Annotated in this window: 22 protein-coding genes; 15 read left to right on the top strand and 7 right to left on the bottom strand. The window is 41.2% G+C overall.

Translation table 11 applies throughout. The annotated features are described in order from the left end of the window. Positions 1-192: 192 nt before the first annotated feature. From argC to QWT69_RS10330, 5 genes are all read left to right on the top strand, one after another. Complete coding sequence (gene argC / locus QWT69_RS10350) at positions 193-1,227, top strand: N-acetyl-gamma-glutamyl-phosphate reductase (protein WP_317965433.1); 1,035 nt, start codon at positions 193-195, stop codon at positions 1,225-1,227. A 17-nt stretch (positions 1,228-1,244) separates the two neighbouring features. Further along, the gene (gene argJ, locus QWT69_RS10345) at positions 1,245-2,471 is read left to right on the top strand and encodes a bifunctional ornithine acetyltransferase/N-acetylglutamate synthase (RefSeq protein ID WP_317965431.1); all 1,227 of its coding nucleotides are present in this window, start codon (positions 1,245-1,247) and stop codon (positions 2,469-2,471) included. Continuing rightward, a complete protein-coding gene (argB, locus tag QWT69_RS10340) occupies positions 2,434-3,213 on the top strand; it encodes an acetylglutamate kinase (RefSeq protein ID WP_317965429.1) in 780 nt (259 codons plus the stop codon). Before argJ ends, argB begins: the two co-directional genes overlap by 38 nt. Beyond that, entirely contained in the window at positions 3,210-4,352 is a 1,143-nt protein-coding gene (gene argD, locus QWT69_RS10335; RefSeq protein ID WP_317965427.1) for an acetylornithine transaminase, read from the top strand. Before argB ends, argD begins: the two co-directional genes overlap by 4 nt. Before the next feature lie 249 nt (positions 4,353-4,601). After that, on the top strand, positions 4,602-5,777 hold the full coding sequence (locus QWT69_RS10330) for a CynX/NimT family MFS transporter (protein WP_317971037.1): 1,176 nt from the start codon (positions 4,602-4,604) through the stop codon (positions 5,775-5,777). Positions 5,778-5,847: 70 nt separating this feature from the next. Here the strand turns inward: QWT69_RS10330 and QWT69_RS10325 are convergent, their stop codons facing one another. Then, complete coding sequence (locus QWT69_RS10325; RefSeq protein ID WP_317965425.1) at positions 5,848-6,261, bottom strand: putative periplasmic lipoprotein; 414 nt, start codon at positions 6,259-6,261, stop codon at positions 5,848-5,850. Positions 6,262-6,414: 153 nt separating this feature from the next. On the opposite strand from QWT69_RS10325, the gene QWT69_RS10320 reads away from it, so the two are divergent. Beyond that, the gene (locus QWT69_RS10320) at positions 6,415-6,705 is read left to right on the top strand and encodes a hypothetical protein (protein ID WP_317965423.1); all 291 of its coding nucleotides are present in this window, start codon (positions 6,415-6,417) and stop codon (positions 6,703-6,705) included. Positions 6,706-6,874: 169 nt separating this feature from the next. Here QWT69_RS10320 and nspC read toward each other — a convergent pair whose 3' ends face one another. The 6 genes from nspC to speD are packed head-to-tail and all read right to left on the bottom strand — an operon-like array spanning position 6,875 to position 13,229. Continuing rightward, on the bottom strand, positions 6,875-8,017 hold the full coding sequence (gene nspC, locus QWT69_RS10315; RefSeq protein ID WP_317965421.1) for a carboxynorspermidine decarboxylase: 1,143 nt from the start codon (positions 8,015-8,017) through the stop codon (positions 6,875-6,877). Between the two features lie 15 nt (positions 8,018-8,032). Further along, a complete protein-coding gene (locus QWT69_RS10310) occupies positions 8,033-9,232 on the bottom strand; it encodes a saccharopine dehydrogenase family protein (protein WP_317965419.1) in 1,200 nt (399 codons plus the stop codon). Between the two features lie 18 nt (positions 9,233-9,250). Further along, positions 9,251-10,108, bottom strand: coding sequence for an agmatinase (gene speB, locus QWT69_RS10305; protein WP_317965417.1), 858 nt, complete (start codon positions 10,106-10,108; stop codon positions 9,251-9,253). Beyond that, positions 10,098-10,949 (bottom strand): polyamine aminopropyltransferase, encoded by an 852-nt coding sequence (gene speE / locus QWT69_RS10300; protein WP_317965415.1) that lies wholly within the window; start codon positions 10,947-10,949, stop codon positions 10,098-10,100. The genes speB and speE overlap by 11 nt, the downstream gene beginning before the upstream one ends. Then, on the bottom strand, positions 10,949-12,406 hold the full coding sequence (locus tag QWT69_RS10295; protein WP_317965413.1) for an aminotransferase class I/II-fold pyridoxal phosphate-dependent enzyme: 1,458 nt from the start codon (positions 12,404-12,406) through the stop codon (positions 10,949-10,951). The genes speE and QWT69_RS10295 overlap by 1 nt, the downstream gene beginning before the upstream one ends. Before the next feature lie 10 nt (positions 12,407-12,416). Next, positions 12,417-13,229: an adenosylmethionine decarboxylase gene (speD, locus tag QWT69_RS10290; protein WP_317965411.1), complete on the bottom strand. Its 813-nt coding sequence runs from the start codon at positions 13,227-13,229 to the stop codon at positions 12,417-12,419. Positions 13,230-13,515: 286 nt separating this feature from the next. Here speD and QWT69_RS10285 point away from each other — a divergent pair, with 286 nt between their 5' ends. From QWT69_RS10285 to QWT69_RS10245, 9 genes are all read left to right on the top strand, one after another. Beyond that, positions 13,516-13,938 carry a DUF1801 domain-containing protein gene (locus tag QWT69_RS10285; protein WP_317965409.1) on the top strand — a complete coding sequence of 141 codons (423 nt, stop codon included), beginning with the start codon at positions 13,516-13,518 and terminating at the stop codon, positions 13,936-13,938. A 112-nt stretch (positions 13,939-14,050) separates the two neighbouring features. Further along, positions 14,051-15,946, top strand: a complete 1,896-nt coding sequence (locus QWT69_RS10280) for a PrkA family serine protein kinase (RefSeq protein ID WP_317965407.1) — start codon at positions 14,051-14,053, stop codon at positions 15,944-15,946. A 66-nt stretch (positions 15,947-16,012) separates the two neighbouring features. Beyond that, complete coding sequence (yhbH, locus tag QWT69_RS10275) at positions 16,013-17,170, top strand: sporulation protein YhbH (RefSeq protein WP_317965405.1); 1,158 nt, start codon at positions 16,013-16,015, stop codon at positions 17,168-17,170. Next, positions 17,167-18,573 carry a SpoVR family protein gene (locus QWT69_RS10270; protein ID WP_317965403.1) on the top strand — a complete coding sequence of 469 codons (1,407 nt, stop codon included), beginning with the start codon at positions 17,167-17,169 and terminating at the stop codon, positions 18,571-18,573. The genes yhbH and QWT69_RS10270 overlap by 4 nt, the downstream gene beginning before the upstream one ends. A 135-nt stretch (positions 18,574-18,708) precedes the next feature. Then, complete coding sequence (locus tag QWT69_RS10265) at positions 18,709-19,230, top strand: GNAT family N-acetyltransferase (protein WP_317965401.1); 522 nt, start codon at positions 18,709-18,711, stop codon at positions 19,228-19,230. Continuing rightward, positions 19,227-19,955: an alpha/beta fold hydrolase gene (locus QWT69_RS10260; RefSeq protein ID WP_317965399.1), complete on the top strand. Its 729-nt coding sequence runs from the start codon at positions 19,227-19,229 to the stop codon at positions 19,953-19,955. The genes QWT69_RS10265 and QWT69_RS10260 overlap by 4 nt, the downstream gene beginning before the upstream one ends. 50 nt (positions 19,956-20,005) lie before the next feature. Continuing rightward, positions 20,006-20,539 carry a hypothetical protein gene (locus tag QWT69_RS10255; protein WP_317965397.1) on the top strand — a complete coding sequence of 178 codons (534 nt, stop codon included), beginning with the start codon at positions 20,006-20,008 and terminating at the stop codon, positions 20,537-20,539. A 149-nt stretch (positions 20,540-20,688) separates the two neighbouring features. After that, positions 20,689-21,684 (top strand): YcjF family protein, encoded by a 996-nt coding sequence (locus QWT69_RS10250; protein WP_317965395.1) that lies wholly within the window; start codon positions 20,689-20,691, stop codon positions 21,682-21,684. 280 nt (positions 21,685-21,964) lie between these two features. Then, a complete protein-coding gene (locus QWT69_RS10245; RefSeq protein ID WP_317965393.1) occupies positions 21,965-24,823 on the top strand; it encodes an S-layer homology domain-containing protein in 2,859 nt (952 codons plus the stop codon). Positions 24,824-24,841 lie beyond the last annotated feature (18 nt).

The raw sequence follows: 24,841 nt of genomic DNA, 5'->3' as shown, positions 1-24,841 counted from the left end.
GCCGGTAACAATCCTATTACCTAATATTAGTACCAGATGATAAATGAATTATACCATACTAATCATGTTTACAAAACCATCAAAGAAAAGAGTATAACCCCATTGAAAAAGTTCTGTTAATTAATAAAAATGCAGTTGACTTTATAATTATGCATACGTATACTAATTCTAACGATAAAAGGGGTGGCGGTTATGAAAGTAGGAATCATTGGTGCTTCAGGATATGGAGGACTTGAATTAATCCGATTGTTACACAATCATCCACAAGTGGCGAAGATCGATTTATACAGTTCGTCAGAAGAAGGAAAAAAGTTTTCTAGTAAATATCCCTTTCTGACAAAATTATATGATCGACCACTCGAAAAGATCGATTATGATCAATTGGTTAATTGTGATGTCGTTTTCGCTAGTACGCCTGCAGGTGTCACGACAGAACTATTTCCTCCGCTTCTCGATAAGGGGCCTCGGTTAATTGATTTGGCTGGTGATTTCAGGCTGAAAGATCCTAAACTATATGCGCATTGGTACGGAAAAAGTCCTCCTTCTATTGACTCTATTGAGAAGGGTGCCTATGGGTTAACAGAATGGAATCGAGACGAAATTAGGAATGCACAGCTCATTGCTAATCCCGGATGTTATCCGACGGCGACACTTCTGTCTTTAGTGCCACTCGTAAAAGCCCGTCTAATCGATGCAACGCAAATTATCATTGACGCGAAAAGTGGTGTTTCTGGAGCTGGTAATACGCCGGGCCGGATGACGCATTTCAGCGAAACGAATGAAAATCTTACAATCTATAAACTTCACGAGCACCAACATATACCGGAAATCGAGCAGGGTATTCGTCTCTTTGGGAATGAGAAAGTGACTGTGACTTTCACAACACATCTCATCCCTATGACGAGGGGAATTATGACGACGAGTTATGCACCCGTACATGCAAATGTCACTGAACAGGATCTTGTCGATTGCCTGAGACAGACCTACGAACTTAGTCCATTCATACGCGTGATGACAGACGTTGGGAAATTTTGCACAAAACAAGTGTATGGCTCCAATTATTGCGATATTCATGTGAAAGTCGATTCGCGGACCAATCGCGCAACGATTGTTGCAGTCATTGACAATGTTGTAAAAGGGGCTGCGGGTCAAGCAATCCAAAATATGAATGTGCAATTTGGTTTGGACGAAACAACCGGTCTTACGCAAGTCCCTTTATTCATTTAACAAAAGGAGGAAATGGAATGACAGTAGCTGTTCAGCAATTAAAAAAAGTGTCAGGAAAAAATATTGTTACACCAAAAGGCTATAAAGCAGTCGGCATCCATTGCGGGCTGAAACATAAAAAGTATGATCTCGCGGTATTGATAAGCGAAGTACCTGCAAGTGTCGCTGGAGTCTTTACGACGAATGCCATACAGGCGGCTCCACTTCTTGTAACAAAAGAGGTTGTTAAAGAAAACGGTAAAATGCAGGCCGTTATTATCAATTCTGGAAATGCAAATGCTTGCACGGGTGCTCAAGGCATGGCAGATGCACTACTGATGCAACAGAAGACAGCAGAGAAGTTCAGTATCTCTCAAAACTTGGTAGGTGTCGCTTCGACAGGTGTCATCGGTGAGAAGTTGAATATGAAACCTGTGCTGAGCGGAATTGAAAAATTAAATCCGATGGATAGTCTTGAAGGATCGATTCAATTTTCACAAGCGATTCTTACGACGGATACCGTTACGAAAAACACCGCATATAAAACGGAAGTGGATGGCAAAGAAGTGATTATTGCAGGTACGGCTAAGGGGTCAGGTATGATTGAGCCGAATATGGCTACGATGCTCGGTTTCATCACGACAGATGCAAATATCGAATCTGTCCAATTGCAACAAGCGTTAAAAGAGGTGACAGATGTCACGTTCAATTCCATTACAGTTGACGGGGATACGTCGACAAATGATATGGTACTCGTCCTGGCAAACGGCCTAGCAGGAAACCAATCACTTAATCCTTCACATCCTGATTGGGAAAATTTTGTTCATGCGCTTCATACAGTTGCGCAAGATTTGGCGAAAATGATTGCGAAAGACGGGGAGGGGGCCACAAAACTGATCGAAGTAGAAGTACATGGCGCTTTATCCGACTGTGAAGCACGTAAAATTGCCAAGTCAGTTGTCGGGTCTCCGCTAGTGAAGACAGCCGTATTTGGTTGTGATGCTAACTGGGGGCGGGTCATCGCCGCAGTTGGCTATAGTGGGGCATCAATCGATCCAAACGGCATTATTATTGCAATCGGTGAGACTGTTGTCGTGACTAATGGAGAACCTGCTCACTTTTCCGAAGGGCTCCTTACGCAGTATTTAAAGCAGCCTGAAGTGAAAATACAAGTACATTTGAACAAAGGTACGGGCAAAGGACTCGCATGGGGGTGTGATTTAACGTATGACTACGTCCAAATCAATGCATCTTATCGATCGTAAACGGATTGTCATTAAATTGGGTGGCAGCATGCTCTCCGGTTTGAGCGACATCTTTTTCGAGAAATTCATCGAATTGCAAAAGGAAGGACATGAACTGGTCATCGTTCACGGTGGTGGTCCATTCATTAATCGTTCACTACTGGCGAATGGCATTGAATCGCGCGTTGACGAAGGCATCCGTGTTACATGTGAAAAATCGATGGAAATTGTCAAACATATATTGATAAGCGAAGTGAATACAGCTCTTGTGCATCAACTAAATGATAAAGGGATTGAAGCTATCGGACTGAGCGGCTTTGACGGGCATTTATTGCGGTGTACGGTATTGGATTTAGAGCGGTATGGCTTAGTAGGGAAAATCAATAAAGTACATGAAGATGTGCTTGTTAAACTGCTGGCATCAGGGTTTGTGCCCGTTGTATCGTGCATTGGTTCAACTACTAGTGGAACAGCTCTCAATATTAACGCGGATACTGTCGCTAGTGAAATCGCGTTGGCTCTTGGTGCTGATCGTCTGTTACTCGTTACAGATACTCCAGGCATTCAAGTCAGCAATGAAATGCAGCGGAATGCGACACCGTCTCTGGTTGCACAGTGGATAGAAGAAGGAGAAATCTACGGGGGAATGATACCTAAAGTGACTGCGGCGATTGCTTGCTTAGAACACGGTATTCCGGAGGTTCATATTGCCGACCAACATTTAAATGGAACGATTATCGGGTTCAAGGAGGTTTTCATATGAGTGCGTTATTCAATAATTACGCACGGCGATCCGTCCATCTTGTAAAGGGAAAAGGGACATATGTATACGATGAACAGGGGAAGCCATATCTCGATTTTACAAGTGGTATTGCTGTTGTCAGTCTGGGGCATGCCCACCCGGCAATCGTCAATGCGCTCAAAGAGCAAAGCGAAAAGTTGTGGCATATATCCAATCTGTTTGAAAGTCCAGAACAGGAGCAACTTGCACAATCTCTACTGAAGAATACGCCCTTATCGCGTGCATTCTTCTGCAACAGTGGCGCGGAAGCAAATGAAGCAGCCATCAAGCTTGCCCGTAAACATACAGCCAAACATGTCATCATCACTTTCGAGCAATCTTTCCACGGCCGGACTTTTGGTGCGATGGCAGCGACCGGTCAAGAAAAAGTGAAACTTGGATTCGGACCGATGCTAGATACGTTTAGGACGATTCCCTTTAATGATGTCAATGCACTCGAAGCTGCAATTGATGAAGACGTAGCTGCAATTATGCTTGAAGTGATCCAAGGAGAAGGTGGAGTGAATACGGTGACGCCGGCGTTCGCTTCAAAAATCCAGGAACTATGCCAGGCGAAGGACATACTTTGTATCGTCGATGAAGTGCAGACGGGAATTGGCAGAACAGGCACCAAGTATGCCTATGAGCATACCGTATTGCAACCGGATATTATCACTTTGGCAAAAGGACTCGGTGGCGGTTTTCCGATTGGGGCGATGTTGGGTAGCGAGAAATTGGCTGAATCATTTGGTCCAGGTGCTCATGGTACGACGTTCGGTGGGAATCCCCTTGCAGTTGCAGTTGCACAAACAATTGTTGAACATGTATTTGATGAGACGTTTCTTCTTAGTGTTCAACAGAAATCGAGGTATTTGATTGAGAGACTCAAATTTTCATTGCCTGCGAATCTTTTTGAGATTTTAGGTGAAGGTTTACTTATTGGTATTAAGTGCAAAGATGATGTCACTTCAATTATAAAGCTTGCAGAAGACCAAGGATTGCTGATCGTTCAGGCTGGTCCGAATGTTATTCGCTTATTACCCCCTTTAACCGTGACAGAAAAGGAAATCGATGAAGCGGTGGAGTTGCTCACAACGGTCATGCTAGTGCCTAGCGAGTGAATGGCAGGTAATTGAATTAAGGTGTTCAGTGAAACACGATTCAATTGAAATGGAAGTTCCCCATATGAAAACGGATCTCATAGATAGAAGAGATCCGTTTTTGTATGAGCAATTATCTTCTGAATTATATGTTTTGTAATGGAAGCTGCTAGACGCCTTTCACATAAATAATGGATATGATATGCTCATATAGCGTTTAAATAAGGAGGCGATCAAGTGGAACGTGAGTACCGTTCAAAGAAACTACTTATGAATAAAAAAACATTCTTGCTGATTATCGGCATTATCTTTATCGCTTCCACGCTTCGATCTCCGTTAACCTCTGTCGGTCCAATCATTGCGCCGATTCGGGATAACCTGGGCATGTCGAATGTGTTAGCAGGATTTTTGACAACCATTCCATTGTTGGCGTTTGCGCTTATATCGCCATTTGCCCCGAAACTTGCTAATCGTTTCGGTATGGAAATAACGTTGTTTTTATCATTATGTCTCCTTACATTAGGAATTGTCATTAGGTCCATCGGATCCGTTCCATTATTAGTAGTCGGAACATTTTTGATAGGTGTCGCAATTGCATTTGGAAATGTGTTATTGCCAGGCTTATTAAAACTTAGTTTTCCATTACATATCGGTTTAATGACTGGAATTTATTCTGTTGCTATGAATATCTCAGCAACGATTGCTGCGGGGATTAGTGTTCCGATTGTTGAGAAGACGACTTTTGGATGGCAAGGTGCTTTGGGCATATGGGCTATATTGTCCGTAATCGCATTGTTTTTATGGTTACCACAATTAAAAGGCAGGGAGAAGCTGCCTGCAAAAGCGAAACAGACAGAAACGGAAAAGAAAAATTCGCTTTGGCGATCTCCGACTGCTTGGGCCGTCACATTCTTTATGGGCTTACAGTCTTTATTATTCTATTCAACGTCAGCATGGATGCCTGAAATGTTGACACACAAAGGGATGGAGCCTTCACAAGCGGGGTGGATGTTGTCACTGCTCCAGTTTTCTCAACTTCCGATGACATTCATTATCCCGATTATTGCAGGTAAAGTAAAAGACCAAAGAATGCTCGTGCTCGGTACCGTTGCATTATTCCTGCTAGGTTATGGTGGCGTATTGCTCGGCAGTTTTGCTTTTACACCACTGTGGATGATTGCGATAGGTATAGCAGGTGGTTCGGCTTTCGGTCTTTCCATGATGTTTTTCACATTGCGTACTGAAACGCATATGGAAGCTGCACAATTATCTGGTATGGCGCAATCCTACGGGTATCTTTTGGCAGCCGTTGGACCTGTACTGTTTGGCTTCTTGCATGATCTGACGGATTCTTGGACGAGTCCGATGGTGATATTCCTCGTCGTTTCAGTAATAATGCTTATTTGTGGAATGAAAGCTGGGAAAAATGAGAAAGTCATCGTTTAATTATAAAAAGCCATGATGGACTGCGGATTGCCGCTGTCGCCATCATGGCTTTTTCTATAACAATTTTATTTTATTTAATGAAGTCGTTATAAAGAAGGCCTTCATCATCCATTTTGATGATTTTCAAATGCTGGTCATTTTTAACGAATACACTTTTATATACTTGTTTACCCGATTCATCTTCAAACAGGATTACCCTTGTACCCGGATTATCTTCTTCTACTTTTGCAGAAAGTGCTGACAACTCAATATTGTCATCAATGATCGCGTATTCTTCAAGCATTGTCAGATCGTCTCCCGTACCGTCAGTTGTCTCATCATCTGCTTCCGTAGTATCTTCCTCAGTTTCTAAGTCAACTGCCGGATCTTCAACTTCGACTTCTGGCGTATTATCGACGTCTACATCGACTGAATCGTTTGCGTTATTATCAGAACATCCTGCGAACACTAAAAGCCCAAGTAGTATAAATAAATATTTTTTCATGATGACACTCCTTTTCTCTAGATGTTTACCTTTTTACGTGAAAAATGAATCGTTATGTCCTGCGATAATTTGTGCCCATCTATTCTCAATAAGTGAACATAACAATTTAAATACCCATATAGTATAGAAAGCAAACCAAAGGTGTGTAAGCTGATGTATGACCATTCTCAACAACATGGCAAGACACCATTTACAATCAGTGATCTCTTAAAAGGGAAGGATCTTGAAATAATCGCAGCTGCGCTTTTACTTGCAGGAAAGTTAAAAGTGGATGCGGTCCAAATCTTTAGAAGCCAGCCCGTTATTTTCATATCCTTAGTAGGATCATTTGGGCCGACGGAAGAAACGCAAAAAGATACTCTCGCTGACATTCTTGAACGCAGCGGCGATTTCGAAGTGGAGGACATGATTGAGCGGTTAAGGCAAACGATGAATGGTAGATAGGGGGTTCGTATGTTGTTCGGCAAGACGGAATTTAATGCGAGTGCATTTATTCATGCGGTGATCTTAGTGTTGTTTGTGCTGTTACTCGTTTACGGAACGACTAGCCTAGACGAATTTTCAAGCATATAAAAACTACAAGCCTCCGGGAAGGCCTGTAGTCTCAATGTGGTTAAGACAAGCGTTCTTTAAAATCTGTGTAGCCAAATTCTTTGATGACCTTAGGACCGTCTTCTGCAGTGTTTAGAACGATAGCAGGCAAGTTCATGCCATTGAATGTATTGTTTTTCACCATCGTATAATGGGCCATGTCTGTGAAGACTAATGTATCACCTGGTTGTAATGGTTTATCAAATGAATAATCACCGATAACATCCCCAGCTAAACATGTTGGGCCACCTAAACGATAGGTAATTGCTTTTTCATTAGCTGCCCCAGCACCGACAATTTCAGGACGGTACGGCATTTCCAGTACATCGGGCATATGACATGAAGCTGATGTATCTACAATGGCAATCGGCATTTCATTCTGCATTGTATCAAGGACAGTTGTGACGAGAAATCCTGTGTTTAGTGCAATTGCTTCGCCAGGTTCCAAATAGACATCAAGCCCATATTTGTTCTTCATGAATAGAATGGATTCGATTAGCGATTCAATGTCATAATCAGGTCTTGTAATATGATGTCCGCCACCGAAATTGATCCATTTCAAACCTTTTAAATACGTGCCGAACTTTTCATCGACGACTTGGATCGTGCGAGCTAGAGTGTCTGAGTTTTGCTCACACATTGTGTGGAAGTGCAGACCGGTTATACCTTCCAGCTCATCAGGCTCAAAGTTTTCAAGCGTTACACCGAACCGAGAATGTGTGAAACATGGATTATACATGTCCACTTCAATTTCCGAGTATTCAGGATTGATGCGGATTCCACATTCAATTGGTTTTGGATGATTTTTTACTTTGTCTTTGAATAGTCTCCATTGGTCGAATGTATTGAAGACAATATGGTCAGAATACGTAAGAATTTCATCGAAATCCGTTTCTGAAAATGCAGGTGCATACGTATGCACTTCTTTCCCCATTTCTTCGTATCCGAGCTTCGCTTCAAACACGCCGCTTGAAGTAACACCATTCAAATACTGTCCGATGAGGGGGTAGACAGAGTACATGGAAAACCCTTTTTGCGCAAGTAGGATTTTGCAACCAGTTCTGTCAATGACCGACTTGAGCAACTCCAGATTTTTAATTAATAGCTTTTCATCGACTACGTAGGAAGGGGAGGGCACAGTCTTTGGATCAAAATTCAATTGCATGATTCAGTCCTCCTATCAATCGATTAGTTTTGGGTTAAAGTTTTCTTGCCATGGTAGGCCGTATGTGTTCAGTGCGTCCATGAATGGATCTGGATCGAACTCTTCAACATTATAGACACCCGGTTTTTTCCACTTGCCAGTAAGCATAAGCATTGCGCCAATCATTGCAGGTACACCCGTCGTGTAAGAGATTGCTTGAGATCCAACTTCTTTATAGCACTCTTCGTGATCGGATACATTATATACATAATAGGTTTTTTCTTCGCCATCTTTAACACCTTGGAAGATACAGCCAATGTTTGTTTTCCCTTTTGTACGTGGCCCAAGAGAAGCTGGGTCAGGCAAAATTTCTTTTAGGAATTGCAAAGGAACGATTTCTTTGCCTTCGAACATAATTGGTTCAATGGAAGTCATACCGACGTTTTCAAGTACTTTCAAGTGAGTCAAGTAGTTTTGTGAGAATGTCATCCAGAAACGGATTTTCTTAATGCCATGAATATTGACGGCAAGAGATTCCAGTTCTTCGTGGTAAAGAAGATACACATCTTTCGGACCGATTTCAGGCAGATCATATACGCGTTTTTCTGATAGTGGCGGCGTTTCGATGAACTCGCCATTTTCCCAGTAGCGACCATTAGCAGTGATTTCACGGATATTGATCTCCGGATTGAAGTTCGTTGCAAACGGATAGCCATGATCCCCAGCATTGGCGTCGACGATATCGATTGTGTGGATTTCGTCGAAATAATGCTTTTGTGCATAAGCAGAGAAAACACCTGTCACACCAGGGTCAAAGCCGCTTCCTAGAAGTGCCGTGATGCCAGCTTGTTCAAACTTCTCTTTGTAAGCCCATTGCCATTTGTACTCGAATTTAGCTGTATCAAGTGGTTCGTAGTTTGCTGTGTCCAAATAATCGACACCTGTAGCGAGACAAGCGTCCATGATCGTCAAATCCTGATAAGGAAGTGCAACGTTAATAACGATGTCTGGTTTGAATGAATTGATTAATTCAACGAGCTCGTCCACGTTATCTGCATCGACTTGTGCCGTTTGAATTTTAGTGCGGCCACCGTCAAGTTTTTCTTTTAACGCGTCACATTTTGATTTTGTCCGGCTTGCAATGCAAATTTCTTCGAAAACGTCTGGAACTTCACAACATTTATGAGCGACAACACTTGCGACTCCACCTGCACCAATAATTAACGCTTTACCCAATTAAAACACCGCCTATACTTATTTTTGTTCGTTTACTGCTAAAAGTAATTCGCGCAGCACTTTACATGCAACTGCCGTCGATACCCCACTTTGATCGTAGACAGGTGACAATTCATTGACGTCACATGCTACGATGTTAAGTCCGCTTACTGTCAGGATCGCTTGTAATAGATCCATAAAGCTTACTCCTCCAGCTTCAGGCGTTCCTGTGCCAGGGAAGACAGATGGATCTAACACATCCAAATCGATTGTCAGATAAATTGGCTTGCCGTTTAATTTTTGTGTAATTTCATCCAATGTATCGAAATTAAATTTATTCGTATACACATGGTCTTTGCCCCATTCAATCTCACTTCGGTCACCGGAACGGATGCCAAATTGGAATATCCGACCGTCGCCGAGTATATCCCATACTCTATGAATAACTGTTGCGTGAGACAGTTTTTCCTCTAGGTAGTCATCGCGCAAATCGGCATGAGCATCGAATTGAATAACATGAAGGTCAGGGTATTGTTCAGCGACAGCACGTACAGCACCAAGTGTAACGAGATGTTCTCCGCCAATCATGCACGGAATTTTACCGTCACGAATGATCTTGCCAGTGAACTCTTCAATTTGACCGAGTGCTCTTTCCGTATTGCCGAAACTTAGTTCAAGGTCGCCGCCGTCAAAAATTAGCTTGTCTTCTAGATCTTTATCTTGATAAGGGCTGTACGTTTCAATTCCGAATGATTCACTCCGCATCGCTTTGCTTGCGAAACGTGTTCCAGGACGGAAAGACGTCGTCGAATCGAATGGTGCGCCAAAAATGACAATGTCCGATTCTTCGTATTCATTATCACAGCCAATGAAAGTTTCGATATTCCTATTCAACATCTTCCAATTGCTCCTTTACGTAATTCGGCAAAGCAAACGAGCCGACGTGGATATCGGTATTGTAATACTTCGTCTGCAGTCCGAGATTATTCCATTGTTCGGCGTTCAAGTCGCTTACAGGATCAAACTTTTTGGAAGCGAAACCGAATAGCCAATGACCTGATGGATACGTTGGGATATGCACTTGATACACTTTGCATACAGGGAAGAACCCGATGATTCGCTGATGTGCACGCTGCATGCCGAGCGCATCCTCCTCATAAAACGGACTTTCATGCTGATTAACCAATATTCCGTCTTCATTAAGCGCCTTATAGCAATTTCCGTAAAACTCTTTTGTGAAGAGACCTTCACCAGGTCCGAATGGATCCGTCGAATCAACGATGATCAAATCATACGCATCTTCTTTTGAGCGAACGAATTTCAAGCCATCTTCAAAGTGGAGATGAACTCTTGGGTCATCTAATTTAGAAGCGGTCTGCGGTAGGAATTCCCTACATACATCCACAACCATCTCATCGATTTCAACCATATCGATATGTTCGATGGAATCATATTTCGTAAGTTCACGAACTGTTCCGCCGTCTCCTGCACCGATGACGAGCACTTTCTTGATATGTGGATTAGTAGCCATTGCTACATGGGTAATCATTTCATGGTAGATGAATTCATCCTTTTCTGTCACCATGACTAACCCGTCAAGTGTGAGAATCTTCCCGAATTCTGCAGTTTGTAGAACATCGATTTTCTGGAATTCACTTTTTCCCGTATAGAGATGTTCGGTCACTTTCATCGAAAAACGTGCATTAGCTGAATGATTTTCTGTAAACCATAAGTTCATCACTCTGACTCCTTTACTACGTTAATGTTTTCGATGTTCAGATCTTCCGTTCCGGTCATGAAACTGCCTTTGTCTTTACAATACTGAATATAATTTAGAATCTCTTCTGTAATTCGTTCTCCGGGAGCGAGAATCGGTATACCCGGTGGATAGGCCATGACAAATTCACTTGAAATTCTTCCGGCACTTCTTTCCATCGGCAACTTTTCCTTAGGTGCATAAAATGCTTCCTGCGGAGTATAAGCGACGTGAGGTTTAATATATTCATGGTCGAACAATCCGCTCTTATCCGTACTGTAACGTCTTTTAATCTCCGCAAGAGCGGCAACAAGCCGTTCCAAATCGAAATGACGGTCGCCTACAGAAATGTAAGCAAGGATATTGCCGATATCACCGAATTCAATTTGTATATCATATTCATCTCGAAGGATATCGTAAACTTCAATACCCGGAAGGCCTATTTCGAGTGTATGTACGGACAACTTAGTCGTATCAAAATCGAAAATCGTATCGCCATTTTTAAGTTCCTCAGAAAATGCGTAGTATCCACCGATTTTATTAATTTCATCTCGCGTGTACTGGGCCATTCCTGCAACTTTACTAAATATCTCCTGCCCATTCAGTGCCAAGTTTTTTCGGGAAATATCAAGTGATGACATGAGCAGGTAGGAGCCACTTGTCGTCTGGGTTAAATTAATGATTTGCCGTACGTATCCTTCACTTACTTCATTATTGATCAATAGGATTGAGCTCTGTGTTAGCGAGCCGCCTGATTTATGCATGCTGACAGCTGCCATATCTGCACCTACAGACATTGCCGAAGCAGGAAGGTCTTCATTGAAATAGAAATGCGTGCCGTGCGCTTCGTCGACTAGGACGAGCATTCCATGCTCATGAGCTAAATCTGTGATTGCTTGCATGTTGGAACAGATTCCGTAATAGGTCGGGTTATTAATGAGAATTGCTTTTGCATCAGGGTGTTCGAGAATTGCCTGTTGCACTTCACTGACAGCCATACCGAGGGGAATACCGAGCTCCTTATTCACACCCGGGTTTACGTAGACCGGAATCGCTCCGCTCAATATTAATGCATTAATGGCACTCCGGTGGACGTTCCTTGGCATGATGATTTTTTCGCCAGCTTTACAAGCGGTCATGACCATCGCCTGAACAGCAGAAGTCGTTCCGTTGACCATGAAAAATGCATGTTTTGCTCCAAAGGCTTCTGCAGCAAGATCTTCGGCTTCACGGATGACAGAGACCGGATGGATAAGATTATCAAGTGGCTTCATGGAATTGACATCCACAGTCATGCAATTCTCGCCTAAAAAAGCGGTCAATTCCGCATTTCCACGGCCGCGTTTATGGCCTGGAACGTCAAACGGAACGACCCTCATTTTTTTGTACTTGTTTAGAGCCTCCATAATCGGGGCTTTGTCCTGAGAAAGAATGTTCATCACTTTCCTCTCACTCTTCATATATATTAGAACCGCTGAAAATTTCAATCATCTCTTTACGTAAATTGTTTGTAATATACAGCCGTTCTTTCGGCGGTATTTCATAAACATCCGTATTGAACAAGTAGTTTTGAAGATTGATGTCCTTTACAAGCAGTTTTGTATGAAAGATATTCGACTGATAGACATTGACATCGATAGCATCATACTTCTGCAACGTTTCACTGTCTATATAGTCTTGGATTGAAGTCATCTTATGGTCCATGAATAACTTCTTCCCTCGGTCATCCCGTGTGAACCCACGGACTCGGTAATCAGTCGTAATGATATCCGAATCGAAGCTCCCAATTAGATAGTCGAGTGCATTCAATGGAGAAATCTCTCCACAAGTGGACACTTCGATATCGACACGGAATGTGGCGATCGAGTTATCCGGATGGTACTCAGGGTACGTATGGACGGTAACATGGCTTTTGTCTAAATGACTAACAACCGAATCCCGGGTCTTTAAAATATCGATTGCCCCAAGATTACAAGATTCATCGATCAATGCGACTGGCAGTGATTCCTCTGTGATGAGGATTGTCACGCTGGCACCTTGAGGATCGTAGTCTTGTTTACTCACATTCAAAACGGTCGCACCGATAATTTCGGTTACGTCGTAAAGAATATTTGTCAAACGTTCAGAATTGTACTGCTCGTCGACATAGGCAATGTAATCTTTTTGTTCCCGCTCACTTTTTGCATAGCTCACATCATAGATGTTGAAGCTAAGTGTTTTGGTGAGGTTGTTAAAGCCGTACAACTTCAGCTTATTTTCCAACCCGACTATCACTCCTTAATTTGTTAAAATCAATCTAATTATAAAGTAAAAAAATGGTGAGTCAATACAATTTAAATGATGAAAATAAAAAAGGGATATTACTAAGGACAAGGTTCAAGGAAAGAGATAAAATAGTAGTAATAGTTCATTCTTAAAAAATAAAAGTGGTCATGCGAGTTGCGTTCGAAAAATTCGCAATATAGTTTTCGTAGCTATTAAGATTATAATAAATACACGAAGTTTTCAAGTGAAACAATTATTCAGTCACTAGAAAGGGGGGAAGTTAATGTACGTGCAAAAAACAAAAGAGACAGATCAAAGTGTGAAAGACTTCATCGAATCAGTTGATAGCCCGAAGAAGCGTGAGGATGCCTATAAACTACTGGATATATTTACAGAGGTTACTGGTCATGAAGCGAAAATGTGGGGTCCTAGCATTATTGGATTCGGCTCATATCACTATATATATAAATCGGGTCATGAGGGAGATGCTCCACTCGTTGGATTTTCGCCAAGAAAAGCAAAAATCAGTTTATACTTTGCACCTGGAGATACTGATAGAGAGGAAACTTTGAAGAAATTTGGAAAGCATACATCGGGAAAAGCTTGTGTATATATTAACAAGGTCGATGATATCGATAGAGAAGTACTAAAACAATTAATTCACCAATCAATCGATTTTCTTAAAAGAACCTATCCAGAAATCTAATGCAAGCTGGGAAACGAGTCTATTCGTTTCCCAGCTTGTTTTATTTGCTTCATTTTACTGAGCATTCATGCATACACTAATTCAAACCAAGCTCCTGAATGGAGGGACATGAATGGATATCTTACAGAAGGTTGAACAGTATCGAGATGAAGAGAACAAATTGAAATGGGAAGGCACTTTTGCACAGTATTTGGAGATTCTTCGTGAACGTAAAGAGGTTGCACAAACTGCTCACTCACGAGTTTACGAAATGATTAAAAGTCACGGTGAAACAAAGAAAAATGACAACACCATTTATCATTTCTTCGAAAAGGAAATATATGGTCTCGAAGATACAATAGAACGCCTAGTGAATGAATATTTTCATCCTGCAGCAAAGCGATTAGATGTCCGAAAAAGAATTTTGTTATTAATGGGCCCTGTCAGCGGCGGTAAGTCGACGATTGTCACGTTGTTGAAACGTGGACTCGAGCAATATGCGAAGACTGACAAAGGCGCTGTCTATTCGATTAAAGGCTGTCCGATGCATGAAGACCCATTGCACTTAATCCCTGAGTATTTACGAGATGACTTTTTCGAGGAGTTTGGGATTCGGATCGAAGGGAGTCTATCACCTTTAAACACGATGCGGCTTGAAACAGAATATGACGGCCGAATCGAAGATGTATTAATAGAAAGAATGTTTTTCTCAGAAGACAAACGTGTAGGAATTGGAACTTTCACTCCTTCAGATCCGAAATCACAAGATATTGCCGATTTGACAGGGAGCATTGATTTTTCCACAATCGCTCAATATGGCTCTGAATCCGACCCGCGTGCCTATCGATTTGACGGAGAATTGAATAAGGCAAATCGAGGAATGATGGAATTCCAGGAAATGTTGAAGCTCGATGAAAAGTTTTTATGGCATCTCCTCTCCTTAACACAGGAAGGGAACTTCAAAGCAGGGCGTTTTGCGTTAATCAGTGCGGATGAACTGATTGTAGCGCATACGAACGAAACGGAATATCGATCATTCATATCTAATAAAAAGAACGAAGCATTGCATTCAAGAATTATCGTTATGCCGATTCCGTATAATTTGAAAGTGAGCCAAGAAGAGAAAATCTATGAAAAGATGATTCGTGAAAGTGATTTGTCGCATGTGCATATAGCTCCTCACGCCCTTCGCGTCGCAGCAATCTTTTCTGTCCTGACAAGATTGAAAGTATCAAAAAAACAAGGTATCGATGTTTTAAAGAAAATGCGCCTGTATGATGGGGAGAATGTTGAAGGTTTTAACTCGGCAGATTTGGAAGAATTGAAGAAAGAATTTCAGACAGAAGGTATGGATGGCATCGATCCACGTTATGTCATCAATCGGATTTCCTCGGCTATGATTCGAAAAGAAGTGAATGCAATTAATGCGTTGGATGTTTTACGTTCGTTAAAAGAAGGGCTCGATCAACATGCCTCCATATCAAAAGATGACAAGGAAGAGTATTTGAATTACATTTCCATTGCAAGAAAGGAATATGATGACATCGCCAAAAAGGAAGTCCAAAAAGCATTTGTCTATTCCTATGAAGAGTCTGCAAAAACGCTGATGGACAATTACTTGGATAATGTTGAAGCTTATTGCAACAAACATAAAATGAAAGATCCGCTTACTGGTGAGGAAATGAGTCCTGATGAGAAGTTGATGCGCTCAATCGAAGAACAAATTGGCATTTCTGAAAATGCGAAACGTGCATTCCGCGAAGAAATTCTTATTCGAATTTCTGCTTATGCAAGAAAGGGCAAACGGTTCGACTATCAATCACATGAACGACTGCGCGAAGCAATACAGAAAAAACTATTCGCCGATTTGAAAGATGTTGTTAAAATCACGACTTCTACTAGTACACCAGATGAAACCCATTTGAAAAAAATTAATGAAGTCGTTGTGAGGCTTATAGATGAGCATGGCTATAATTCGGTTTCCGCAAACGATTTATTACGTTATGTAGGAAGTCTGTTGAACCGATGAATTTCAATAACCCGCCAGTCGTTGCATATACTAAAAAAATGAGTGGACTGGGGTAGGTGACTAGAAATGACAGATGAAACAGGTGAATCTTTTATCGTTTCCCAGGAAAACTGGACGTTGCATCGAAAAGGATATCAGGATCAGAAACGACATGTGGATAAAGTCAAAAAAGCGATAGAAAATAATTTACCTGAACTGATTAGTGAGGAAAGTATTGTCATGTCCGACGGCAAGGATATCATTAAAATTCCGATACGATCACTTGATGAATATAAGATTCGTTATAATCATGATAAATCTAAACACGTCGGGCAAGGCAAAGGGAAAAGCCAAGTCGGTGATGTGGTAGCGAACGATGGTAGTAAAGACGCTGGCAAAGGCAAACAGGCTGGTGATCAGGCAGGCAGCGACTATTATGAGGCAGAAGTATCGATTGCGGAAATCGAAGAGACGCTTTTCAAGGAATTGGAATTGCCTAATCTGGAACAGCGGGAACAAGCCGAAATTACAGAAGAAGATATCGCATTCAATGATATCCGGAAAAAAGGCCTCATCGGGAATATTGATAAAAAAAGGACGATCATCGCGGCATTTAAGCGTAATTCGATGGAAGGCAAAACGGGTATCATGCCAATCTATAATGATGATTTGCGATTTAAAACATGGGATCCAATCGTTAAGCCACAATCGAGTGCCGTCGTTCTTATGATGATGGATACAAGTGCATCAATGGGGAATTTTGAAAAGTATATGGCTAGAAGCTTTTATTTTTGGATGGTGAAATTCTTGAGGACGAAGTATGAGAAAGTCGATATTGAATTTATTGCCCATCACACACTTGCAAAAGTTGTATCGGAAGAGGATTTCTTTTCTAAAGGTGAAAGTGGCGGGACAATATGCTCGACAGCTTATGAAAAGGCGCTTGAATTGATTCATAAAAAATATAATCCTTCACGCTATAATATATATCCTTTCCATTTTTCAGATGGAGAGAATATGTCGTCTGATAATGCCAAATGCGTGTTGTTAGTTGAACAGTTAATGGAAGTCTGTAATATGTTCGGCTATGGGGAAGTGAATGCACATAGCAGATATTCGACTTTAATGACAACGTATTCTAAAATTGAGGATCCAAAATTCCGCCATTATGTCCTGAAAGAGAATGCAGATGTTTACCACGCCTTGAAAAAGTTTTTCTATAAAAGCTTGGAGGAATCCCGATGACGCAACATAAGGACCTTCAGAAGGCCGTTGCCGAAATTACGGAAATCGCCAAAGGATTCGGATTAGATTTTTATCCGATGCGTTATGAAATTTGTCCTGCACATATTATTTATACATTTGGCGCCTACGGTATGCCGACAAGGTTCAGCCATTGGAGTTTCGGAAAACAGTTCCATAAGATGAAACTGCAATATGATTTAGGTTTAAGCCAGATATATGAACTCGTCATTAATTCCAATCCGTGTTACGCATTTCTGCTGGAAAGTAATAGTCTCATACAAAATAAACTAATCGTAGCCCATGTACTTGCGCACTGTGATTTCTTCAAAAACAATGCGCGATTTGCCAACACGCGTGGGGATATGGTTGAAAGCATGACAGCTACAGCCGAACGTATAGCGAACTATGAAATGATTTATGGAAAAGACGAAGTCGAACACTTTTTGGATGCCGTGCTTGCCATACAGGAACATATCGACCCTTCGCTCGTCAGATGGCGCTATGGAAATGAGGAAGTAGAACCTGAAGATACAAAACCGATTATGAGAAAAACAGCCTATGATGATCTATGGGAATTGGATCATAAGAAAATCGAATCTACTACGCATGAAACAAAACGGAAAAAAGTTCCGGCCAAGCCTGAAAAAGATTTACTTCTTTTCATCTTGGAACATAGCCGGGAATTAGAAGAATGGCAACGCGATATTCTAACGATGATTCGTGAGGAAATGCTCTATTTTTGGCCACAGATGGAAACGAAAATCATGAACGAAGGATGGGCAACGTATTGGCATCAACGAATTATGAGGGAATTGGACCTCACAACGAGTGAAACGATAGAATTCGCAACATTGAATGCAAATGTTATTCAACCATCGAAAACATCCATCAATCCCTATTATCTTGGACTGAAAATTTTTGAAGATATTGAGCTGCGATATGATCATCCGACAGACGAGATGAAACGGTTCGGAGCAATGCCTGGTTCGGGCAGGAAAAAAATGTTTGAGGTGAGAGAAATGGATTCTGATATATCTTTCGTTAGAAACTACTTAACGAAAGAACTGGTACAAAAAGAAGATTTGTATGTGTTTGAAAAAAAAGGCAGTCAATATAAAGTTTCGGATAAAGAATTCCGCAGCGTGCAAAATCAACTCATTGCACAACGTGTAAACGGGGGCTTCCCTTATATTGTTGTGGAAGACGGGGACTATATTCGCAATGGCGAACTGTACTTAGTCCATAAGTTTGAAGAGACAGAGCTTGATGTGCCTTATTTGGAAAGTGTATTGCCCTATGTTCATCAACTATGGGGGCGGATCGTCCACTTAGAGACATACGTCGATAAAAAACTCGTCGTATTTTCGTATGATGGGAAAAAAGTGCATAAGCGATTTGCATAAGCGATTCTCGAACCGTTACATCGGAAGTTTCGATGTAGCGGCTTTCTTTTTGGGGTTACACGTAGGCATTTTCATTCTTTCAACGTATATAGTAAACTGATAAGTACTTAGCGCATACGAGTGAGGGGGAATACGATGATTATTAGAGAAGCGATTATGGGCGATGAAGATGGAATTGCACGCGTTCATGTCGATAGTTGGCGGACAACTTATAAAGGGATTGTATCGAATGACTATTTAAGAACGTTATCCTATGAGCAACGAGCAGAAAATTGGAGACGCGGGATCGGCAAGAGCGCCTTATACGTTGCTGAAGAGAACGGCCAAATTGTCGGTTTTGCAACGGGCGGCAAAGAGCGCACAGGAAACTACGATGCGGATGCAGAACTCTATGCAATCTACCTTCTTCAATCCGTACAAGGCCAGGGAGTCGGAAAACAATTAGTCCGAAAACTAGCAGAAGAGATGAAAAGACTTAACTTTAGTTCATTACTAGTTTGGGTACTTGACCAGAATCCATCTAAGAAGTTCTATGAGTCATTGGGCGGAAAAAGGATTGATGAAACAATGATTGATATAGCGGGAGAACAATTTAAAGAAGTTGCGTATCATTGGGATGATTTGAAGTTGCTTATGAACGCGGGGACAATAAAATGATTCTTCATTCGAAGGTTCTAGGAGAGGGTAGTCCCATTATATTCTTACATACTGGACTTCAAACTGGCGAAACTGATTTTAGTTTTCAACAGAATTACTTCAAAGGACAGTATAAAATCGTCGTTGTAGATTTAAGAGGGCATGGTAAATCGCGTGTGGATCAGCTGGATATTCACAAATATTTCGATGAAGCGGCTATTGATGTGTGGGAAACGATGAATGATTTAGGATTGGGAAAAGCTCATATAGTCGGCTGTTCACTTGGAGGATTAGTCGGATTACGATTTGCAAAAATGTTCCCGGATCGTCTCATTAGTTTAACGCTATCAGGAATTACTCCTGAGAAACCAAGCAATTGGGAAGAGATGAGACAACTGGATGTCCGCATGCAAAAAGCTGTATTGGAGAATAAAGAAGCAGGAATTTATTTTGACTCCATTCACGAATCTGATTGGCGAGAGTTTCTGAAGCAATCGATGGTGGAAGACTGGTATCCTTTCAATGAAACGCGGGATGTCTCGACTTTGAGTTGCCCAACACTCTTTATTGTTGGAGAAGAAAAGAAGCATGAAGTAGTAGGCGCTATCCAATACCCTATTCAAAATGAACAAATACATGTTGCAATTGTGCCATTTGCAGGACATTTAGTGCACAGTGAACAACCAGAAGTTTACACAAGTCATCTTAATTTGTTTATAAGAAAAGTAGAAGAGAGTAGCTTATAGGCATTTGATGATTGAATCCTTAGCAATTAACCATATCTAGCAAAAAAGATATGGTTTTTTATATGGGTTTAGATTCAAGTATTGTGCCTTTTAATGAAAGGATCTTTATTGTTGGCTGCAGTAAAGTAGTCAGTTCGCAAAATCCCGAATATCCGCTCAAGTTGGCCACAGAACCGCTCGACAACTGGAATATCCGCTCAACATGGCTACGAAACCGCTCAACATCTGGAAAATCCGCTCAAGTTGGCCACAGAACCGCTCAACATCTTGGAAATCCGCTCAAGTTGGCCACAGAACCGCTCAACATCTTGGAAATCCGCTCAACTTGGCCACGAAACCGCTCAACATCTTGGAAATCCGCTCAACTTGGCCACGAAACCGCTCAACATCTCGAAAATGCTCTCAACATGGCCACGAAACCGCTCAAGATCTTGAAAATCCGCTCAAGTTGGCTTCAAAACCGCTCAACATCTCGGAAATCCGCTCAACATGGCCACGAAACCGCTCAACATCTTGGAAATCCGCTCAACATGGCTTCAAAACCGCTCAACATCTCGAAAATCCGGTCAACCTATACAGAATAATACTTTTTAAGCATCCCCCTAAATCTCTAAAAACAACAGCTTTAACTATTCGGATTATAGGGTAATGATTAACTAACTGAATCTTATTCCACTAATAAAGCGTATATAAGATAAGCGAATTTCACCATAACAGTAAAGAGGTGCTACTTATGAACAAAGATTGGATGTCAGACGAGGAGTTTGACCGGATATTCGATGAGAAATCTACGGAAATAAATGAGCAATTGGAAAGCGAAATCCTAATAGCGATGATTGGAGACGTCAATGCAGGTAAATCCTCGACAATCAATCGTTTGATGGGATCAGACGTCGCGGAAGTCGGGGCAAAACCTGGAGAAACGCAAACAATTAATAAATTCATCTACAAAGAAAATATCATTTTCGTAGACACTCCCGGCCTGGACGACATTTACAGCGAGCATTCCGCGGAAACAATGAAATTCTACAAAGAGGCAGACGTAATTCTTTTCTTCTTAAATGCAGCAGGCACAGTTTTATCCGAAGCGGAATTGATTTCATTGAAGAAAATAGCAAGCGTCAATAAAGACATGATTCTTGTTCTAAATAAAATCGATGCTGCAGACGATATACCGAGCCTTGTGAAATATGTCCAGGACCATACCAATTATGCATATCCAGTCACACCCATCTCATCGCGTACGGGACAAAACATTCAAATGCTTCAAAAAGAAGTCCTCGATATATTAGAGTCAAAAAAAAAGGACATCTTAATGGCCAGTAATATGGCCGATAAATCGGCAATCGCGACACGGTGGATTTTAGGAGCAGGTGCTTCTGCCGCGGCTATCGGAGCCGTTCCAATCCCTGGTTCCGATTTTGTTCCGCTTACTGCTCTTCAAGTGAGCCTCATGTTGAAATTGTCCACGCTCTACGGAAAGCCAATATCTAAAGACAATGCAAAAGAACTGATCATCGCAACAATCGTCGGGAATATTGGAAAAACGATATTCCGTCAAGTTGTTAAAGTAGTACCCGGTGCGGGTATGGTCGTCGGTGCAAGCGTGGCAGGTGGTATGACAGTTGCACTCGGACATGCCGTAAAATACGCACATGAAAACAATATTGAACTGACTCCAAAAGCTTTACAACCTATCTATAAGAAGTTCTTGAAAAAGAGGCCATAAGATGTGTGGGATATTTTCAATTTGTAAGTGTTTAAAATAAGAGCAATTTGGCTAAGTCTTTATCCTGAATAAAAAAATAATGAATAATTGTTTTTAACGATTCAAATCTGTTAGCAAACTAGTATTATATTTTACGCCAAAAGGCTAATAGACTGGAACTATAACCAGTTAATACCTCTATCAATTTCATAAAATATGATTAATAATAGTTGGTGAGGGTATATGTATATGGGATGCATAGCTTTCAAGTATTAGTACATCTCAGAGGAGGAAATTATTTATGGGTAACAACCAACCAAAGAAATATCGTAATTTCATGATCGGTGCAGCATCAGCAGCATTGGTAGCATCGGCAGTCGCGCCAGTAGTTAGCGCAGCGGAGTTTTCCGACGTGAAAGGGAATACGCACGAACCAGCTATCAAAGCACTAGTAGAAGCAGGTGTTATTAGCGGATATCCCGACGGTACATTCCAACCAAATAAAACATTGACTCGTTCTGATGTTGTCAAAATGATGGGTAAATGGCTAGTATCACTAGACTATGAAATCCCAGCAGATTACAAGACAAACCCACGTTTCAAGGATCTTACATCTAAATCAAACGACGAACTTCTTAAATACGCAGCATTGGTAAAAGACAATGGCGTATTTAATGGTTATGCGGATGGTACACTCGGAGCAGGACTCGATATTACACGTGAAAACATGGCAATCGTTCTTGTCAGAGCATATGACGCTATTCATAAAACAGATCTAGTTACTGTAGTCAAAGAAACAGAGTTCGATAAAGACGTAACGGACCTTGCGAAAGCAAAAGCGGAAGCTCGTCCATACATCGACGTACTAGACTATTTCGATATCACAAACCCGGTTGCACCGCAATTCAACCCTAAAAACACAACAACGCGCGGTCAATTCGCTTCATTCCTCTACAAAACTTCTAACGTAGAAGTAGGAGAAGAAGTAGATACAGAAGCACCAAAACTAGTATACACTGGTGAAAAAACACTTAACGTGGAATACGGTAAAGAGTTCACAGCTCCAGTTGTAACTGCAACTGACAACGTTGATGAGAACGTTGAAGTCACTTCAGTTATCACAAACGAAGCTGGCGAAAGACTTACTGCTATTGACACTAAAGTCTACGGCACTTATAAAATCACGTATAGCGCTGTAGATGCTGCTGGAAACAATGCAGAAGATGTAGTCGTTACTGTGAAAGTGGCAGAACCGAACAGCTTGGAAGTGTCTTCAGTAGAAGGTTTGAGTGCTACTCAAGTACAAGTACACTTTAATCTTCCTGTAGATAAAGCGACATTGTTGAACGCTGACGGTACATTCAAAACAGACGTACTTTCAATGACATCACTTGACGGCATTACGCCAGGCAACTTGACAGGTACGCTTTCAGCAGACGGTAAAACATTGACTATTACTGCACAAAATGTACTATCTAAGCGTTATGATGTAGTCGTAGACAATGTAAAATCATATAACGGTAAAAATATCGTTAAGTACACTGGAATGGTAACTCTAACTGCAGATAAAACTGCTCCTACAGTTGTGAAGACTGATAGATTGTCAGCTAGCAAATTTAAAGTTACTTTCTCTGAACCTATTAAGGAATTAGGAACGGTAACGTACAAGCTTGCAAACGGTACAGTAGTAAGCGGATCAGGCAATGGCGTAACGAATGACTTTACTGCCGGCGCGAAAGAAGTTACTTTCACAATTGGTTCTGATGTTGCAGCTAACCAAGATGTCGTTGCATCATTTGTAGGAACTAGAGATATGGCAGAAAACCTGATTTCACCTAATCCTACGACTGTTACTTTCCAAAAAGGTGACAAAGACGGTGTGAAACCTGTTGTTTCAACAATTACACAAACTGGCGCGAAATCATTTGCAGTTAAATTCTCAGAAGAATTACAAGCAGCACCAACGGTAACGGTTTCTGGAATGACTGGAATAACTGTTGTTAAAGATTCAACTGACCCGACTGTTTACAACGTTACAACAACATCTGTATTAGATAATGCTAAAACAGTTGTGGTAAGCAACGCTGTCGACCTAAGCGGTGAAGCGGGCGAAACAACAACTAAAGTTGTCACTTTCGTTTCAGATATTAATGCACCGAAAGTACAATCAAGCGCGGTAGTTACAGACGAAACGAATATGAAACAGTACTTGGAACTTACATTCGATAAGAATGTTGATCTTGGTTCAACTCCAACAGTTGATGCAACTGGTTCGTTCGTTAAAAATTATGTTACTACAACGATTGGTGAAACTGATCTTACAGCTACTTCAGTAGCCTATAAAAATCCTCTAAACAAAAAAGTAATCCGTGTAGAATTGGATACATTCCTCGGCACTACTTTTGATGTAGAAGGTGCTGCATACACACTTGATTTGACATTTAATAACGTTGCAAGTGAATTCGGAGTTGTCGCTCCAAAAGCTGCAGTATCATTCGTACGAGGTACTGACGGTACGCCAGCAAACACTGCTGTAGTAGGCGTTGAAGCTATCGAACAGGATACTTCAGACAATAATAAAGTAAATGTAACATTTAATAAAGAGGTTGATGGTGCTTCTGCAAGTAATGTAGCAAACTATACAATTTCTGGCGCAGTTATTGAATCAGTAACACTTAAGCCTGCTATAGATGGTAAGCAGGTGGCTGTATTGAATCTTCAAAAAGGTTCAAACACATTCACAGGTGTTCGCAATATCAGCGTTCAAAACGTAAAAGCAGCTGGTTCTACTAAAGTTATGGAAATGTACACTACGAGCATAGTTTCATTAAATGAAAATATTGCTCCGACTGTAAAGTCTGCAGTATTAGTAGGGACTAACCAAGTTAAAGTTACATTTTCCGAAGCAGTAACAACAACTAATGGAACGCAAGATTTTGAATTGGTGATTGGTGGAGCAACTGTTGCAGGTAAAACTACTGTAACAAGTCCAACAACGGCTACTCCAGGAATGGAATCTGTCACTTTCACACTACAAGACAACGTATCTACAGCTGATATTAATAGTGGCTTAGTATTTAAAGCGCTAAACACTATTTCTATAATGGATGCGGTAGGAAACAAATTGTCTACTGCAACGCCAATTACAATTACTCAATAATTAATTGGCAACATGAAA

It is taken from the genome of Sporosarcina oncorhynchi, assembly GCF_033304615.1.
GTDB lineage: Bacteria > Bacillota > Bacilli > Bacillales_A > Planococcaceae > Sporosarcina > Sporosarcina oncorhynchi.
The sequence above is the reverse complement of the archived record's forward strand: the minus strand, read 5'-3'. Positions and strand labels throughout refer to the sequence as shown.

Excerpts from the sequence above, each read along its gene's own strand:
- QWT69_RS10245 (WP_317965393.1), top strand. The coding sequence starts at position 21,965 with ATGGGTAACAACCAACCAAAGAAATATCGTAATTTCATGATCGGTGCA.
- QWT69_RS10320 (WP_317965423.1), top strand. The coding sequence starts at position 6,415 with ATGTATGACCATTCTCAACAACATGGCAAGACACCATTTACAATCAGT.
- QWT69_RS10260 (WP_317965399.1), top strand. The coding sequence starts at position 19,227 with ATGATTCTTCATTCGAAGGTTCTAGGAGAGGGTAGTCCCATTATATTC.
- argB (WP_317965429.1), top strand. The coding sequence starts at position 2,434 with ATGACTACGTCCAAATCAATGCATCTTATCGATCGTAAACGGATTGTC.
- QWT69_RS10295 (WP_317965413.1), bottom strand. The coding sequence starts at position 12,406 with ATGAACATTCTTTCTCAGGACAAAGCCCCGATTATGGAGGCTCTAAAC.
- nspC (WP_317965421.1), bottom strand. The coding sequence starts at position 8,017 with ATGCAATTGAATTTTGATCCAAAGACTGTGCCCTCCCCTTCCTACGTA.
- QWT69_RS10280 (WP_317965407.1), top strand. The coding sequence starts at position 14,051 with ATGGATATCTTACAGAAGGTTGAACAGTATCGAGATGAAGAGAACAAA.
- QWT69_RS10285 (WP_317965409.1), top strand. The coding sequence starts at position 13,516 with ATGTACGTGCAAAAAACAAAAGAGACAGATCAAAGTGTGAAAGACTTC.
- QWT69_RS10270 (WP_317965403.1), top strand. The coding sequence starts at position 17,167 with ATGACGCAACATAAGGACCTTCAGAAGGCCGTTGCCGAAATTACGGAA.
- QWT69_RS10250 (WP_317965395.1), top strand. The coding sequence starts at position 20,689 with ATGAACAAAGATTGGATGTCAGACGAGGAGTTTGACCGGATATTCGAT.
- QWT69_RS10330 (WP_317971037.1), top strand. The coding sequence starts at position 4,602 with ATGAATAAAAAAACATTCTTGCTGATTATCGGCATTATCTTTATCGCT.
- argJ (WP_317965431.1), top strand. The coding sequence starts at position 1,245 with ATGACAGTAGCTGTTCAGCAATTAAAAAAAGTGTCAGGAAAAAATATT.
- QWT69_RS10325 (WP_317965425.1), bottom strand. The coding sequence starts at position 6,261 with ATGAAAAAATATTTATTTATACTACTTGGGCTTTTAGTGTTCGCAGGA.
- QWT69_RS10265 (WP_317965401.1), top strand. The coding sequence starts at position 18,709 with ATGATTATTAGAGAAGCGATTATGGGCGATGAAGATGGAATTGCACGC.
- yhbH (WP_317965405.1), top strand. The coding sequence starts at position 16,013 with ATGACAGATGAAACAGGTGAATCTTTTATCGTTTCCCAGGAAAACTGG.
- speB (WP_317965417.1), bottom strand. The coding sequence starts at position 10,108 with ATGTTGAATAGGAATATCGAAACTTTCATTGGCTGTGATAATGAATAC.
- speE (WP_317965415.1), bottom strand. The coding sequence starts at position 10,949 with ATGAACTTATGGTTTACAGAAAATCATTCAGCTAATGCACGTTTTTCG.
- argD (WP_317965427.1), top strand. The coding sequence starts at position 3,210 with ATGAGTGCGTTATTCAATAATTACGCACGGCGATCCGTCCATCTTGTA.
- QWT69_RS10255 (WP_317965397.1), top strand. The coding sequence starts at position 20,006 with ATGGTTTTTTATATGGGTTTAGATTCAAGTATTGTGCCTTTTAATGAA.
- argC (WP_317965433.1), top strand. The coding sequence starts at position 193 with ATGAAAGTAGGAATCATTGGTGCTTCAGGATATGGAGGACTTGAATTA.